The 15,950-nt window shown below is 64.2% G+C and carries 15 protein-coding genes; 3 read left to right on the top strand and 12 right to left on the bottom strand.

Translation table 11 applies throughout. From position 1 onward, the window contains the following. Positions 1 to 12: 12 nt before the first annotated feature. The 4 genes from LQK81_RS12365 to LQK81_RS12350 all read right to left on the bottom strand — a co-directional run bounded on the left by LQK81_RS12365 (position 13) and on the right by LQK81_RS12350 (position 4,504). Positions 13 to 1,356, bottom strand: a complete 1,344-nt coding sequence (locus LQK81_RS12365) for an MFS transporter (protein ID WP_230806610.1) — start codon at positions 1,354 to 1,356, stop codon at positions 13 to 15. Between the two features lie 78 nt (positions 1,357 to 1,434). Continuing rightward, positions 1,435 to 1,752, bottom strand: coding sequence for a DUF4387 domain-containing protein (locus LQK81_RS12360; protein ID WP_230806609.1), 318 nt, complete (start codon positions 1,750 to 1,752; stop codon positions 1,435 to 1,437). A gap of 2 nt (positions 1,753 to 1,754) precedes the next feature. Continuing rightward, complete coding sequence (locus tag LQK81_RS12355) at positions 1,755 to 3,116, bottom strand: acyclic terpene utilization AtuA family protein (protein ID WP_230806608.1); 1,362 nt, start codon at positions 3,114 to 3,116, stop codon at positions 1,755 to 1,757. Positions 3,117 to 3,136: 20 nt separating this feature from the next. Beyond that, entirely contained in the window at positions 3,137 to 4,504 is a 1,368-nt protein-coding gene (locus LQK81_RS12350) for an LLM class flavin-dependent oxidoreductase (protein WP_230806607.1), read from the bottom strand. A 185-nt stretch (positions 4,505 to 4,689) separates the two neighbouring features. On the opposite strand from LQK81_RS12350, the gene LQK81_RS12345 reads away from it, so the two are divergent. Continuing rightward, the gene (locus LQK81_RS12345) at positions 4,690 to 5,715 is read left to right on the top strand and encodes a LacI family DNA-binding transcriptional regulator (protein ID WP_230806606.1); all 1,026 of its coding nucleotides are present in this window, start codon (positions 4,690 to 4,692) and stop codon (positions 5,713 to 5,715) included. A 38-nt stretch (positions 5,716 to 5,753) separates the two neighbouring features. Here LQK81_RS12345 and LQK81_RS12340 read toward each other — a convergent pair whose 3' ends face one another. The 4 genes from LQK81_RS12340 to LQK81_RS12325 all read right to left on the bottom strand — a co-directional run bounded on the left by LQK81_RS12340 (position 5,754) and on the right by LQK81_RS12325 (position 9,856). Beyond that, entirely contained in the window at positions 5,754 to 7,034 is a 1,281-nt protein-coding gene (locus LQK81_RS12340; RefSeq protein WP_230806605.1) for a TRAP transporter large permease, read from the bottom strand. Between the two features lies 1 nt (position 7,035). Beyond that, a complete protein-coding gene (locus LQK81_RS12335) occupies positions 7,036 to 7,566 on the bottom strand; it encodes a TRAP transporter small permease (RefSeq protein WP_230806604.1) in 531 nt (176 codons plus the stop codon). A 148-nt stretch (positions 7,567 to 7,714) separates the two neighbouring features. Then, entirely contained in the window at positions 7,715 to 8,707 is a 993-nt protein-coding gene (locus tag LQK81_RS12330) for a TRAP transporter substrate-binding protein (protein WP_230806603.1), read from the bottom strand. A gap of 168 nt (positions 8,708 to 8,875) precedes the next feature. Then, complete coding sequence (locus LQK81_RS12325) at positions 8,876 to 9,856, bottom strand: LacI family DNA-binding transcriptional regulator (protein WP_230806602.1); 981 nt, start codon at positions 9,854 to 9,856, stop codon at positions 8,876 to 8,878. A gap of 94 nt (positions 9,857 to 9,950) precedes the next feature. Here LQK81_RS12325 and hisD point away from each other — a divergent pair, with 94 nt between their 5' ends. Both hisD and LQK81_RS12315 read left to right on the top strand, forming a co-directional pair. After that, entirely contained in the window at positions 9,951 to 11,261 is a 1,311-nt protein-coding gene (gene hisD / locus LQK81_RS12320) for a histidinol dehydrogenase (protein WP_230806601.1), read from the top strand. Continuing rightward, positions 11,258 to 12,010, top strand: coding sequence for an SDR family NAD(P)-dependent oxidoreductase (locus LQK81_RS12315; protein ID WP_230806600.1), 753 nt, complete (start codon positions 11,258 to 11,260; stop codon positions 12,008 to 12,010). Before hisD ends, LQK81_RS12315 begins: the two co-directional genes overlap by 4 nt. Before the next feature lie 56 nt (positions 12,011 to 12,066). On the opposite strand, the gene LQK81_RS12310 is transcribed toward LQK81_RS12315, so the two are convergent. Genes LQK81_RS12310 through LQK81_RS12295 form a run of 4 tightly spaced genes read right to left on the bottom strand, consistent with a single transcriptional unit; the run spans position 12,067 to position 15,916 of the window. Further along, positions 12,067 to 12,996: a 3-hydroxyacyl-CoA dehydrogenase gene (locus LQK81_RS12310; protein ID WP_230806599.1), complete on the bottom strand. Its 930-nt coding sequence runs from the start codon at positions 12,994 to 12,996 to the stop codon at positions 12,067 to 12,069. Between the two features lie 10 nt (positions 12,997 to 13,006). After that, the gene (gene leuD / locus LQK81_RS12305; RefSeq protein ID WP_230806598.1) at positions 13,007 to 13,624 is read right to left on the bottom strand and encodes a 3-isopropylmalate dehydratase small subunit; all 618 of its coding nucleotides are present in this window, start codon (positions 13,622 to 13,624) and stop codon (positions 13,007 to 13,009) included. Beyond that, positions 13,621 to 15,036: a 3-isopropylmalate dehydratase large subunit gene (gene leuC / locus LQK81_RS12300; protein WP_230806597.1), complete on the bottom strand. Its 1,416-nt coding sequence runs from the start codon at positions 15,034 to 15,036 to the stop codon at positions 13,621 to 13,623. The genes leuD and leuC overlap by 4 nt, the downstream gene beginning before the upstream one ends. Before the next feature lie 16 nt (positions 15,037 to 15,052). Further along, entirely contained in the window at positions 15,053 to 15,916 is an 864-nt protein-coding gene (locus tag LQK81_RS12295) for an isocitrate lyase/PEP mutase family protein (RefSeq protein WP_230806596.1), read from the bottom strand. Positions 15,917 to 15,950 lie beyond the last annotated feature (34 nt).

Below are 15,950 nucleotides of genomic sequence, written 5' to 3'. Positions count from 1 at the left end.
AGGCTCCCTGTTTCACGGATACTGGTGGGCGGGGCGCGTCGAAGACACCGGTTCGCGCCGGTCTTCGCTCCGCTCGCCTTCGAGATCGGCACCGGCCGCCTCGCGGAGCGGAATGATCGTCAGGACCGACAGGCAGGCGGCGGCGCCGATATAGCAGGCAAGCGGTATCCAGCTTCCCGACCAGGCCCAGAGCGATGCGGCGATCATCGGCGTCGGCCCGCTCCAGAGCACGGTGGCGAACTGGTAGGCGACGGAGACACCGCTGTAGCGCACCGACGCACCATACTGCTCGGCAAAGAGGCTGGGTTGCGTGGATTGCGTCGTCGCCTGTCCGAACACGATCGAGAGCGTCATCGCCGCCGTGATCCAGAACACGCTGGCCGTATCTAGGAACAGGAAGAACGGCACGATGAAGAGGCCGTTGAAGATCATCCCGCCCATGAAGACGCGCTTGCGGCCGATGCGATCGGACAGCCCGGCAAACAGCGGCTGGGCGGCGAAGCAGAACACGGCCGCGATCATCAGGGCGTTCAAGGCGGTGGCGCGATCGATGCCGACCACAGTGGTGAGATAGACCAGAGAATAGACGGCCACGACGTAGAAACTCGTGTTCTCCGCCGCCTGGCAGGCGACGAGAAGTGCGGTCTTCCTGCCGTGCTTGCCGAGCACTTCGGCGATGGGCAGGCGCTCCTGCTCACCCTCGGACTTCATTTTCCGGAAGCTCGGCGATTCCGCCAGGCGTCGGCGCAGATAGATGCCGAAGACAAGCAGAACACCGCTGAACAGGAACGGGATACGCCATCCCCAGGCCATGAACTGTTCCGGCGTCGTCAGCCCACCGACGAGCGCCATCATGCCGGATGACAAAAGAAGAGCCGCCGGAATGCCCATCTGCGGCCAGCTGCCGAAGAAGCCGCGCGTCTTGTTGGGCGCATGCTCGACCACCATCAGCGTCGCACCGCCCCATTCGCCACCGACGGCAAAGCCCTGCAGGAAGCGGAGCAAGGTCAGAAGGATCGGCGCACCGACACCGAGCACCGCATAGGTCGGAAGTAGGCCGATGAGGAAGGTTATGCCACCCATCATCGTCAGGCTGAGCACCAGCATGGCCTTGCGGCCGATCCGGTCACCATAGTGACCTAACACGATGCCGCCCAGCGGGCGAGCGATGAACCCGACGGCAAAGGTCGCGAAAGCCGCGATCATGCCGGTCACCGGATCAAATGCGGGAAAGAACAGCTTGTTGAAGACGAGTGCCGTGGCGGTACCGAAGATGAAGAAATCGTACCATTCCAGGGTCGATCCGATGAAGCTCGCCAATGCGACCTTGCGGATGTCGGATGTTTCTGTGGCCATAAGCTCCTCCCCGAGCTGAATTGGCGACCGCCTGGATCTTCCCGCCTCCCCGGCAGAAGGACCCAGGCATAGTGAACGTTATTTTTCGAGCGGAATGTCGACGTCCAGCAGCGGCGCATGCTGTTGCGCCCCATAGACGTCGGTATCGCCGATATCGCCGGCCGGAATGGCGCGGGGAAACGTCGCCTTGAAGGCAGCCGCCGTGTCATAGGGCGTGAACAGCACGTCCTCTTCCTTCACGCCGTAGAGCTTCGTAAACAGCGCGGCGTTCAAAACCCCCGTGTCCTTCACCTTGTGATAGACCGCGTGGTCCTCGAACAGCACGTCGATCGTCACGTTGAACGGACCGGCGTTCTTGCTCTTGCAGATCTGGGCAATGTCTCTGATGAGGGCCATGGTCAAACCTTCTCGTATTCGATGGGGAAGAGGGCGCAAGGATCGCTGACCTCGACCGTATGGAAGATGCTGAAGCGGTACATCGGCCCCATGTCGATATCCGACGGGCTGAACGGGAAGGCCATGTTGCCTTCCTTGCAGAGGCGCCCCGGGAAGTCCGCATGCAGCATCGAGGTGCGCGCCATGGCGATCACCGCATTGGCGACATCCGCCGTCTTGCCGACCACTTCGATGACGAAGCCAAGTTCATGGCTGGTGATCTGCTTGACCGGCTCCCAGCCGCCCATGACGCCATCCTTGCCGTAGCAGTGGACGATCATCTGGTAGTCCTCGCGCTGCACGCCGAAGGACGCGGCCTTCACCGCCACCTTCTCGCGATGGGTGGCGAGATAGTCGTCGATCTGCGAGATCAGGATCGGGTCGCGCGTGCCGCAGATGGCAATCGCACGGTAACCGGCCATCTCGACGCCCTCGAGCTTCACCGTGTAGCGCTCCGCCGGCGTCCAGGTCATGCCGTCGATCTTGACTGCACGATCGCTGATCGCCTCGAAGCGGCAATTGGCCGTATCGAGCAACCCGCCCGGCTCGACATGGTGGATCGGGCTCGAATTCTCGTGCAGGGCAAAATTCGCGACCGCAAGCGGCGTCGAGCGGCGGATCGGGTTCGGCGGTTCGCAGACGACGTGGTCGTCGCGGACGCGCAGGAAGATGCAGTCCGGCTCCTTCGGCACGGTCGGCTCGGCGCCGCATTCCAGCATCTTGCCGGCATACCAGGATGGAGCCGGCGCCATGCCGGCGCGGATGGCGGGGGCCGCCCATTGCGCCGGGTCGCTGCTGCGGCCGGCGAGGATGACCTGCGCACCCTCGTCGAGCGCCCTGGCAAACGGCTCCGGTCCCATCATGCCGACGACGCGGGTGGCGTTGTCGATCATGCCGCGATCGAGCGGCCTCATCTTGGCAAGCGGCCTGGTCAGCCCGCTTTCGGCCCATTTCGCAAGATCGCTCTTGCTCTGTTCCGAATGGATCAGCGCCATCTTGAAGGACAGCTTTTCTTCCCGCGCGATCTCACGCACCAGTGCCGCCGTATCCTGCAGATGCGGCTCGCCGCCGGCGCCGCCGGACGTGCCGATGATGCAGGGAATACCTGCCGCAATGCTCGCCTGCAGCATCAGCCGCAGGTCGCGCTTCACCGAAAGACGCGAGCAGAAGGATTTGCCGGCACCGAGATAATAGGGGCCCGGATCGGTGCTGCCGCCATCGCAACCGATGACATGCGGCTCCCAGGACATTCCGATCTTGAGCGATTCCTCCGCATAGCCATAGCCGAGGATACCGCTCGTCGAGAGCATTCTGAACTCTTTCATCAATCTTCTCCGACTGCTGCTTATTCGGCCGCCTGGCGCTGGGCAGGATGGGTGGGCATGGAAATGCCGAGGTTTTCGCGAAGCGTCGTGCCTGCATAGTCCTTCTGGTAGACGCCGCGGCGCTGCAGTTCCGGCACGACATAACGGACGAAGTCCTCGTAGGCGCCGGGCGTATGGGTGGCGGCCAGCACGAAGCCGTCGCAGGCCCCGGACGTGAACCACTCTTCCATCTGGTCGGCGACCATGGTGGGCGTGCCGCAGAAGATCGGGAATTCGCCGATCGTGCCGCGCCCGGAATAGTGCACGAAATCACGCACGGTCGGGTTGGGCTTGCCGCTCAGCGTGATCACCCGCTCCTTGAAACCGGACCAGGACAGCTTCTGCAACTCCTCGTCGGTGAACTCGCTGTCCATCGGCTTGCTGGCGAAATCGAAGTTCAGCGCTTCGGAAAGAAGCACGACGGCATCGATCGGCTTGGCGAGCGCGCGGATATATTCGCGCTTCTCCTCGGCGATCTCCAGGCTTTCGCCGACGCAGACATAGCAGGCCGGGCAGATTGCCACCTCGTCCGGATCGCGGCCGGCGGCGGCGACCTCCTCCTTCACGGCGGCATACTGCTTCTGGCCAGTCTCGATCGTCGGATAGACGACGAAAATCAGATCGCCCCACTTGCCCGCGAACTGGCGGCCGCGGCCGCTCTGGCCCGCCTGGATGAGCACCGGACGGCCCTGAGCCGACGGCGGCACCGGCAGCGGACCGCGCGAGCTGAAATACTTGCCCTTGTGATCGAGCCTGTGAACCTTCTTCGGATCGGCGAACTGGCCGGTCTCCTTGTCGACGATCAGCGCGTCGGGCTCCCAGCTGTTCCACAGCCCGGTCACGACCTCCATGAATTCGTCGGCCCGCTCATAGCGCAGGTCGTGAGCGAGGTGTTCGGTGCGGCCGAAATTGGCAGCCTCCGAATTGTTGAGCGAGGTCACCACGTTCCAGGCGGCGCGGCCCTTGGTCATCAGGTCGAGCGTGCCGAACAGGCGCGCGACGTGAAAGGGCTCGTAATAAGTCGTGGAATAGGTGATGCCGAGGCCGATGCGGCTGGTGGCCATGCCGATCGCCGTGATGATCGAGACCGGATCCATCTTGACGACGCGCACGCCGTTTTCGACCGCCTCCCTGTGATCGTCTCCGTAGATGTCCGGCATCGCCAGACGATCGTCGAAGAAGGCAAGATGGAACTTTCCTTCCTCGAGAATGCGACCGATGCGCTGGAAGTACTCGGCGGACAGAAAATCGGTGGCACCGGCCGGATGCCGCCAGGAGCCCGGCGCGATGGAGCAGTTCTGCGCCTGCAGGAAGCCCACCATTTTCATCTGGCGTTTTGAAGCGGACATCGTTCCTCCCATACCTTCATAAAATGCAATTTTTTGCGCAAACGTTTGCGCAATCCAATCCAACCGGTTTGCGTGCGGAATGTCAAGTTGGGACGGAAATTTTTGTCCCGCGCGGGGTATCGTCGCCTGCCCGGGAAAGATGCGGACCGACGCGACAGGCCGCCAACGTTTTGTTATGAAGCGACATGAGCTCGATCCTGACCCCATCGACACCGCGCAGGGCGACGGTCGTCACCCTGTCGGAACTGGCGGGTGTGGCACCGTCGACGGTGACGCGCGCGCTGAAGGGCGACACCCGCATCTCGCAGAAGACGCGCGATCTCATTCTGGGGCTGGCGAAAGAGCACGGCTACATGCCGAATGCGCTGGCGCGCACGCTCTCCTCCGGCAAGAGCGGATTGTACGGCCTGGTGCTGGGCCCCGCCGAGAACCCCTTCTATACGGAGCTTCTGCATGAGGCGACGCGCCAGGCGGAGAAACTCGGCTTCCGCCTGCTCATCATCCATGCGGGCGCCGGCCCGATCGAGGATACGACCGCCCAGGCACTGATCCAGTATCAGGTCGACGGCTGCATCATCTCGTCGGCCATCCTGTCATCGAAGGCCGCCGACATCTGCGCCCAGAACAACGTGCCGCTCGTCATGGTCAACCGCGTCGCGCTCTCGCATGGCTGCTTCGTCACCTGCGACAACAGGGCCGGCGGCGCCGAGATCGCCCGTCTTCTGATCGCGCGCGGCCGCCGGCGCTTCGGCCTCGTCTATACGACGTCGACCAGTTCCACGTCCCGCGAACGGGAAGAGGGTTTCGTCGCCGAGCTGGAGCAGGCCGGCTTCACGCTTTCGCATCGGTTCGACGGTCACTCCAACTACGACGGAGGCTTCGAAGCGGGCAGGGAAATAGCCGGACTGCCGGCCGACCAGCGGCCGGATTCTGTGTTCGCACTGAGCGACATCATGGCCATGGGCGTCCTCGACGCCCTGCGGCTGGCCTCTGTCGACGTGCCCGGCGAGATCCTGGTGGCCGGCTTCGACGGCGTGGCGGCATCCGCCAGGCCGATCTATGACCTGACGACCATCCAGCAGCCTCTGTCCCTGATGATCCAGCGCGCCTTCGAACTGCTGCAGGCACGCACGCTGGACCCGAACCTCCCCGACGAACTGATCGCCATGCGCGGAAAGCTGGTCGTCCGCGGTTCCACCGGCCGCGCGTAGCAGAGGGCGCCGTCGCGCCCCCTGCCGAAGCGATGCACCTATCCGCCACCGAAGGGGATATAGGTGACGATCGCCGGGAAGAAGTAGATCGCAAGCACGGTCCCCAGCATGATGAAGACATAGGGCAAGGCCCCGTACATCACCTCCTTCAGGCTCGATTTGGCCACGGACTGGATGACGAAGAGGTTCATCCCCACCGGCGGCGTAATCAGCGCGATCTCGATCATCAGAACGAAGTAGATGCCGAACCAGACCGGATCGATGCCGTGGACGCCGAGCGATGGCAGCAGCACCGGCAGCACGATCAGAATCATCGCGATCCCCTCGAGGAACAGCCCCAGCAGCAGCAGCACTGCCGTCACGGTCAGCATGAAGAGACCGGCCGATTCGATGTTGGCGGCGATCCACTCCGAGATCTCGTAGGGAATGCGATAGAGCATGATCGCCTTGCCGAAGACATTTGCCCCGGCGATGATCAGCAGCAGGTTGGCGGTGGTGAGACCGGCGCCGAAGACGGCGTCGCGGAAGTCCGCGAAGGATAGTCCGCGTCGGATCCCGAACACGTAGACGAGCGTCATCACCAGCCCGACCGCAGCCGATTCCGTCGGCGTGAAGACGCCGGCATAGATGCCGATGATCATCGTCAGCGCGATGACGATGGTCGGCAGGGCGCGGATGCTGGCCGCCATGCGCCCGCCCGGTTCCGAGGCGCCGGCTTCGACTTCCGGGGCGGCTCCCATGAACGACTTGGCGACGCAATAGATGAGGAATGCCCCGATCAGGAAGAGACCCGGCCCGACGCCGGCCAGGAACATCGACGCCGTGGACTGCTCGGCGACCGCCGAATAGATGATGAGCGGAATGGACGGCGGAATGAGAATGCCGAGCGTAGCGCCTGCCGCCAGCGTGCCCATGACGAAGCGACGATCATAGCCGCGCCCGGTCATCTCGGGGATGGCCACGGTTCCGATCATCGCCGCAACAGCCACCGAAGATCCTGAAATCGCTGAGAAAATTCCGCAGGAAATGATCGTCGCAATCGCGACCCCTCCCCTGATGCCGCCGACCCACCGCTGCACGGCGTCGAAGAGGTCTTTTGCGACGCCCGCCTTCAGGAGGATGTTCGAGGTCAGGAGGAAGACCGGCACGGCGAGAAGGATGAAATTGTTCACCGAGCCGAGGAACTCCATCGACACGCTGGCAAGCGGCACGCCCTTCAGCATCAACAGGCCGATGCCCGTTGTTGTCAGCGCGATCCCGACCGGGAGCCCAGCAAAGAGAAACACGAAAAGCGCGATGAGAACGAGCATGCTTTCCATCTCAGATTTCCTCGTGCGTCAGTTCGAGTTTGCGCCGCTGGCCGGTGACCAGAAGCAGGACCAGTTCGAGTGCGGCCTGGAGAAAGAACAGGAAAAAGCCGAGCGCGACGGGAAGATAGAAGAGCCAGTAGGGGATACGCAGAACGCTCGCCGTGGCCCGACCCACCATCGCCGCGTCGATCGCGGCCTCTGCCGCATGCCAGGTCACCAGCGCACAGGCCACACAGATGACGGCGAAGCTGATCGCCTCGAGCGCCGCCTTGCCGCGATCGCCGAGCGCATCGGAAAGGAGCGTGATCGAGATCAACTGGCGCCGGCTCATGCAGGCCGGAAAGATCAGGAACGTTGCCCAGACCATGCCGAGCCGCGAGGTCTCCTCGACCCAGTCGGTCGGGCTGTTGAAGAGGTAGCGGAGCGCCACCTCATAGGCGACGATGATGCCGATGAGGAGGTAGATCCACGAACTGAGCTCGCCGATCTTCATGACGGTCGCCTCTGTCGCGGCGACCCATTTCTTTTCTTCCGTGGACATGAAGCGGTCCTCCCGAATATTCACACCTGATCCCGGTGCTTGCGCCGGAGCGCAGTTGACCTTCGCGGTGGCTACCGCCACCGCCTATCGTTTTGATTTGACTGCATGATCCTGCCGGCCGGGCAAATGGGCCGGAGCGCGGCAGCGCCTACTGGATCTTCTGGGCTTCCCTGAACACCGCGCGGGCAAGTTCGTCGCCGTTCTCGTAGAACGTCTTTGCCACCGGCGCGGTCTTCTCCTTCCAGGCGGCCACTTCCTCCGGGGTGAGATCGACGATCGTCATCTTCGTCGAAAGGACGTCCCGGGTGTGCTTCGTCGCATCGAAGATGCGGTCCATCAGCACGGTCTCCAGCTTTGCCGCCTCCTCGCGAAAGATGTCTCGGAGTTCGGTCGGCATGTCGTCGAGGGTCTTTTCGCTCATCAGCGCGAAATGCGTCTCGTACATGTGGTCGGTCGCGATCACATAGCGGGAGACCTCGAAAAGCCGGCGCTCCTCGACCGATGGCCAGCCGGTGAGCCCGCCATCGACGATGCCGCGCTGAAGCGCCAGGAACTGTTCGCCGCCGCTGGTGACGACGGGCGCCGCATCGAGAGCCTCGACGAATTCGCTCACCGTCGAGCCGAAGGTCCGGATCTTGAGCCCGCCCATGTCGGCAGGCGTATGCACTTCCTTGTCACGCGTGATCATCGTGATGAAACCATAGGGGATCCAGAACAGCGCCCGCGATCCCGTCTCGTTGATCCGCTCGTCGAGCATGGCGCGGATCGGCATTCCCGGCAGAACGGACCGGTCGAGCTTTTCGCGCTTGTCGAAGTAGAAGGGGACGGCGAAGACGTTGAGCGCCGGCACCGTACCGGCGAGGATGGAGGCCGAGGCGATCCCGATGTCGATCGTGCCGTTCGCCACGGCCTCGTCCATGTGCTGGTCGCTGACGAGAGAACCGGAATCGTAGAACTCGAAGGCAAGCTCGCCATTCGTCCGCTTCGAGACGTTGGCCGCAAATTCCTTGATGACCCTGGTGAGATAGTGATTGTGCGGGACGCTCGTTGCCACACGCAGCGTGCGCTCGGCGGCATTGCCCGGCGCGACCGCAATGGAAAGAACCGCCGTCAACAGCACGGCAAACACTTTGAGTTTCATCTATTCCTCCCGTCCCAATTTTCGCATCCCTGGCTGCAGGCACGACCTCCTTCGTGCCTACTGATGGTGCGCAAACGTGTGCACAAACCATGGCGAATTTACCCGGCCAGTCAAGTTCTATTTGTCTTCCGTCAAATTTTCACACGGGGGAATGAGAAGGCCCGGCGCCTAGGCACTGCCTCTTATCATCAGCTTTCCGGGCAGGATGCTCGTGGTCGTTTCGTCGACCGGAACGTGCGCGCCGTCGTGAATCAGGCTCACGACTTCGCTGACCATGCGCGTGACCGGCTGGCGGATCGTCGTCAGGCGATAGGACGTCCAGCCGGCCATGGGAATGTCGTCGAACCCGATGATGGAGAGATCGGCAGGGACCGAAAGCCCGCGTTCGCGCGCAGCATCGATCGCCGCCAGCGCCATGATGTCGTTGCAGCAGAAGAGCGCGTCGGGGCGGTCCTTCCTTGACAGCATCGACTGCACCGCGACGTAGCTGCCGCGGTAGGTATAGTCGCCTGTCGCCTCCGCAAGGATGGACTGTCCTCCCTCCTGCAGGACTTCGCGGAAGCCCTGCACCCGCTCGCGATGGGTCGAAGTATCGGCAATGCCGCCGATGAGCCCGATGCGACGCCGCCCGCGCGCCATCAGAAAGGTCGCGGCGTCCCGCCCGCCCGCATGGTTGTCGCAGGCGACCGCATTGACGCGGACATCGCGCTGGATCCGGTTCAGGAGCACCACCTTGATGCCATGCTGCCGGCAGGCCTGGGCCATGCCGGAGGTCAGCCTCGCCGACGTCACCACGAGCGCGTTGGGGCGGGCCGCAAGGATCTGCGGCGTCAACTGGTCCATGTCCGTCTGCGGCGGGATCGCATAGACGAGCAATTGTCGCCCGACCGCCTGAAGCGCCTTGGCGAGCGTGTCGAGCACGAGGGGATAGAACGGATTGGCAAGGTCGCCGGCAACGAGCGTGACGGTTCCGGCGGAGATCACCTCCGCGGTTCGCCGCGCCGGGCTCGTATAGCCCAGTTGCACGGCAACCTGCAGGATGCGCTGCCTTTTGTCGGCATCGATCGACGATCCCGGTGAGAATGCACGCGATACGGCCGAGATCGAAACCCCCGCCTCATGGGCGACCTGCTTGGCTGTCGGCTTCAAACCCGCCTCCGTGAAAATTTTTCAAACGCCGATGAAAACTTGCAATCGTCATCGCTAGCACATTAGCTCTGTCGCCAAAAGGGAGGTACCCGTCATGGCCATTCGATATCTGAAGCAGGGCAAGCCCGCAGCCGAACGCGCGGACGACGACGCGAAAGTGAGGTCGTTCGTCGAGACGACGCTCAAGGACATCGAGACACGCGGCGATGCCGCGGTGCGCGATCTGTCGGCGAAGTTCGACAACTTCTCGCCCGCGTCCTTCAGGCTGGCCCCGTCGGAGGTCGAAGCCGCGATGAACAGGGTCTCCGACCGGGACATGGCCGACATCCGCTTCGCGCAGGCGCAGATCCGCCGTTTCGCCGAGGCCCAGAAGGCCTCGATGACCGATATCGAGGTCGAAACGATGCCGGGCGTCATCCTCGGCCACCGCAACATCCCGGTGCAGTCCGTGGGCTGCTATGTTCCGGGCGGCAAGTTCCCGATGGTGGCTTCGGCGCATATGTCGGTGCTGACCGCCTCGGTCGCCGGCGTGCCGCGCATCGCCGCCGCCGCGCCGGCGCAGAAGGGCATGCCCCACCCGGCGATCGTCGCCGCGATGCATCTTGGCGGCGCCCACGAGATCTACGTGCTCGGCGGCATCCAGGCGATCGGCGCGATGGCGCTCGGGACGGAGACGATCCGCCCGGTCGACATGCTCGTCGGCCCCGGCAACGCCTTCGTCGCCGAAGCCAAGCGCCAGCTTTACGGCCGCGTCGGCATCGATCTCTTCGCCGGCCCCACCGAGACGATGGTCATCGCCGACGACACGGTCGATGCCGAGATCTGCGCGACCGACCTCCTGGGGCAGGCCGAGCACGGCTACAATTCGCCCGCCGTTCTCGTCACCAACTCCGAGAAGCTCGCGACGGCGACGCTTGCGGAGATCGAACGCATCCTCAAGATCCTGCCGACGGCGGAGACCGCATCCGCCTCCTGGCGCGACTATGGCGAGGTGATCGTCTGCGACAGCTACGAGGAGATGCTGGATGTCGCCAACGAGATCGCCTCCGAGCACGTGCAGGTGATGACAGACCGCGACGACTGGTTCCTGGAACACATGCATTCCTACGGCGCGCTCTTCCTCGGACCGCGCACCAATGTCGCCAACGGCGACAAGGTCATCGGCACCAATCACACGCTGCCGACCAGGAAGGCCGGGCGTTATACCGGCGGCCTGTGGGTCGGTAAGTTCCTGAAGACCCATTCCTACCAGAGGGTCACGACCGACGCCGCTGCCGCCGAGATCGGCGCCTATTGTTCGCGGCTCTGCATGCTCGAGGGCTTCGTCGGCCACGCCGAGCAGGCCAATCTCCGCGTCCGCCGCTATGGCGGCCAGAACGTCGCCTATGGCGAAGCCGCCGAATGAGCGGCCTCTTCGATCTCACCGGCAAGCGCGCGCTGGTCACCGGCGCCGGCCGCGGCATCGGCCGGGCGATTGCCGAAGGCCTTGCCGAGGCGGGCGCGCAGGTCACGCTCTGCGCCCGGTCGCGCGACGAGATAGAAACCGCCTGCGCCGAGCTCGCCGCCCGAGGGCTCAGGGCCACCCCGCTGGTCTGCGATGTCACCGATATTCCCGGTTTTCGGGACCGGATCGAGGCGCAGCCCGCCTTCGACGTGTTCGTCAACAATGCCGGGACGAACCGGCCAAAGCCGCTCTCGGAGGTGACGGAGGAAGACTATGACGCCGTCTTCGGGCTGAACACCAAGGCGGCCATCTTCGCGGCGAAAGCGGTGACGGCCGTCATGGCGGCCGGCGCGGTTCGGGGTTCGGTCATCAACATGTCGTCGCAGATGGGGCATGTCGGCGGCGCCAATAGAACGCTCTATTGCGGCTCGAAATGGGCGATCGAGGGCTTCACCAGAGCCCTGGCGGTGGAGCTCGGCCCGGTCGGCATCCGGATCAACACCATCTGCCCGACCTTCATCGAAACGCCGATGACCGCACCCTTCCTGGACAATGAGGAGTTTCGCCGGCAGACACTGTCGAAGATCAAGCTCGGCCGCCTGGGGCAGCCGTCCGATCTCGTCGGCGCCGCCGTCTTTCTCGCCTCAGACGCGTCTTCCCTGATGACGGGGGCGTCTCTCCTGATCGATGGCGGATGGACGGCCGACTGATACCAACCTGCACTGATATTGACCGATTGCGTGGGACCGCCCGCCGCCACCGCGTCTCATCCGCGCTTCGCCCTGACCATCCGCATCAGCATGTCGTCGCGCCAGGATCGCCGGTCCTCGAGCGCGCCGGCCGGCAGCACCCGGCGCCGCTCGGCGTCGGCGCGCACTACGGCTTCCGGCACCCAGTCCCGGTTCGCCTTGCGCTGTTCGGCAAAGCCGGAATACATCGGCCCAAGACGCTCCGCATAGTCGGCCAGCCCTTTTGGCGCATTGAGATCGATGGTCTCGAAAGGCCCCATGAATGCCCACCGCAGGCCAAGCCCGTCGCGCACCGTGCGGTCTATATCGTCGGCTGTCGCATAGCCTTCGGCAAAGAGCGCGAAGGCCTCGTCCAGAAGCGCGCCCTGCAGCCTGTTCAGGATGAAGCCCGGCACTTCGCGCGAGAGCGAGACAGCGGATTGCCCGACCTGTTCCATCAGCTCGCGTGCCCGTGCGGCCACCTCGGGTGCGGTCCAGGGTGTCGGCACGATTTCGACCAGGGGTACGAGATGCGGCGGATTGACCGGATGCACGACCATCATGCGCGCGCGGTTCCCGCAATCCGCATAGAAATCGGAGCCCGGAAAGCCCGAGGTGGAGCTGCCGACGAAGGCATGGGCGGGAAGCGCAGCATCGATGGCCCGGCTGACATCAACCTTGACATCGATCCGCTCGAAGGCCGACTCCTGGACGTAGTCGCAGCTTGCGACCGCGTCCTGAAGGCTGGTAGCAAACCGGATGCGCGACAGGAGCGAAGCCGGATCATCGCAAAGGCCGCCTGCCGCCAGATCGCCGACCGCCTTCTCGATCTGCGCACCGATGACGGCTTCGGCCTTCTCGCGTGCGTCGAAGATAGCGACGTCCATGCCGGCGCGCGCGAAGACGATTGCCCAGCCCTGCCCCACCAGACCGGCACCGACGACGGCAACTGTCCTGATCGCATTCATTCCTGTCTCCTTACTCATTGGCAAACAGCCATGGCTGGCGTGATCGATGACCCGCCTCGAAGGAAGCGATATGCTCCCGTTCGCGGTTCAGGATCACGTCGATCTCTTCCCAGCCCTCGATGAAGGCCTCCGCCATGGCATCGCTGAGATCGAGGCGACAGACCTCCTCGTTGTCGACCGTGAACCTGCGTGCGGGCACATCGACCGAGAAGATCGCGCCGCGCTCCGCTTTCGCTGCGAGCGCTGCCGTGCGCCCGGCATCCATGCGGATAAGCAGAAGCCCGTTCTTGGCGGCATTGCCGGAAAAGATGTCGCCGAAATCCGGCGCGATCACGACGCGGATGCCCCAATCGGTCAGCGCCCATACCGCCTGCTCGCGCGACGAACCGCAGCCGAAGCCGGGACCGGCCACAAGGAATTGCGCCGTTTGCCGGTCCGGCCGGTTGAACGGAAATGCCTCCTGCAGGACGCCATCGGCGTCGAAGCGACGGTCGTGGAACAGACAGTCGGCCATGCCGTCACGGTCGATTTTCAAGAGAAACCGCGCCGGAAAGATGATGTCCGTATCGACGTTCGGGTCGGGCAGCGAGATCGCCTGCGAAGCGATGCGGACTAGCGGTTCACTCACGACATGGCCTCCAGCTTGCGGATGTCGGTCAGCGTCCCGGTTATGGCCGCGGCCGCCGCCATCGCCGGCGAGAGAAGATGCGTGCGCCCGCCCCGTCCCTGCCTGCCTTCGAAATTGCGGTTGGAGGTCGAGGCACAGCGCTGGCCGGGCTTCAGCCGGTCCTCGTTCATCGCCACGCACATCGAGCATCCCGCTTCGCGCCATTCGAAGCCGGCTTCGATAAAGATACGATCCAGCCCCTTCTCTTCGGCGGCCCTCTTCACGAGGCCCGATCCGGGCACGACCAGCGCCTGCACATGGGGCGCAACCCTGCGTCCCCTTACGACATCGGCCGCCGCCTCGAGATCCACCAGCCGCCCGTTGGTGCAGGACCCGATGAACACCATGTCGACCGGCGTTCCCTCGATCGGCTTTCCGGGCTCCAGGTCCATATAGGCGAGCGCCCGCTGCAGTCGGCCCCGGCGCTGCTCGTCCATGACCGCTGCCGGATCGGGCACCGGCTGGTCGATCGCGATCGTGTCTTCGGGTGATGTGCCCCAGGTGACATGCGGCGCAATCTCGCCGGCATCGAGCGTGACTTCCCGGTCGAAGGCAGCATTCTCGTCGCTGGGCAGGCTGCGCCAACAGGACACCGCCTGTTCCCAAAGATCGCCCTGCGGCGCCATGGGGCGGCCCTTGAGCCAGTCGAAGGTGACGTCGTCGGGCGCCACCAGCGCCACGCGCGCGCCTGCCTCGATCGCCATGTTGCAGAGCGTCATGCGCGCTTCCATCGAGAAACCGCGCACGACCGGCCCCATGTATTCGATGGCATGGCCGACAGCGCCGTTGACGCCCACCCTGGCGATGAAGGCCAGCGCCACGTCCTTCGCCCCGACGCCGGGCGGCAGCGAGCCTTCGATCCGCACCGCCATGGTGCGCGCCTTGCGCTGCACCAGCGCCTGCGCGGCCATGACGATCCCGCATTCGGAGGCGCCGACGCCGAAGGCGAGCGTGCCGAAGGCCCCATGCGTCGTGGTATGGCTGTCGCCGCATGCGAGCGTCATGCCCGGCAGTGTGAAGCCCTGCTCCGGACCCATCACGTGCACGATGCCCTGCCGGATATCGTCCAGCGGAATGAAGGGAATGCCGTACCGCTCGACATTCTCGACCAGCCGCGCCGCCTGCGCCCTCGCCTGCGGATCGGCGATCGGGCGGTCGCGATGACGTGTGGGCACCGAATGGTCGGGAACCGCCAGATTGGCGGCCGGCCGATGGACGCCGCAGCCGCGCTTGTCGAGCGCGACGAAGGATTGCGGCGTCGACACCTCATGCAGCAGGTGGCGATCGACATAGAGCAGCGCAGTATCGTCCGACATCGGACGGACGACATGGCTGTCCCACAGTTTCTCATAGAGGGTGCGTGGCGCGTTCATCCCGAGGCATCCGATCCTAGACGGCTTCCGCCCATTCCTTCTCGAACGACCAGATGTCCTCGAAACCGAGGAGCTTGTTCATTTCGGCGAAGGAATAGAGATCGATGTCGCTGCTCGTGATGCCCTTGGCGAGCAGGTCGCCATAGGCCTTTTCCAGCGCACGCGTGACGGCCAGGAACCCGACCGCGGGATGGATGGCGATGGCGTATCCCATCTCTTTCAGCCGATCGGCCGACAGGAGCGGCGTGCGCCCGCCATTGACCATGTTGGCGAACATCGGCGCCTTGATGGCGTTGGCGGCGTCGATCATTTCCTGTTCGCTTTCCGGCGATTCGACGAAGACGACATCCGCTCCGGCCTCGGCATAGGCCTGGCCACGCCGGATCGCCTCCTCGATGCCGAGCGAGGTGCGGCTGTCGGTCCGCGCGATGATCAAGAAATCGTCGGACTTGCGCGCCTTGGCCGCGACCTCGATCTTGCGCTGCATGTCGGCGGTCGGGATGACCCGCCGGAAGGGCGTATGGCCGCATTTCTTGGGAAATTCCTGGTCCTCGATCTGGATCGCGGTGACGCCCGCGGCCTCATATCCCTCCACCGTCGTGCGGACGTTCAGAAGCCCGCCATAGCCCGTATCCGCATCGGCGATGATCGGCTTTTCGGTGCGCTTGCAGATCTGCGCGATCCGCTCGAGCATGTCGCGATAGGTGGCGATGCCGGCATCCGGCACGCCGAGATAGGATGCGACCGTGCCGTAACCCGTCACATAGAGCGCCTTGAAGTCCATCGAATTGGCCATCAGCGCGGAAATGAGGTCGAACACGCCGGGAGCGACAACGAATTCGCCGGTGGCGATCGCCTGTTTGAGCCGTGGGTCGGACATGGGCTTCTCCTTCAGAAATGGGAATTGAAACGTG

The sequence above is a fragment of the Rhizobium sp. GN54 genome (assembly GCF_021026345.1).
Lineage (GTDB): Bacteria > Pseudomonadota > Alphaproteobacteria > Rhizobiales > Rhizobiaceae > Mycoplana.
This window is presented reverse-complemented; position numbering and strand designations above follow the sequence as displayed.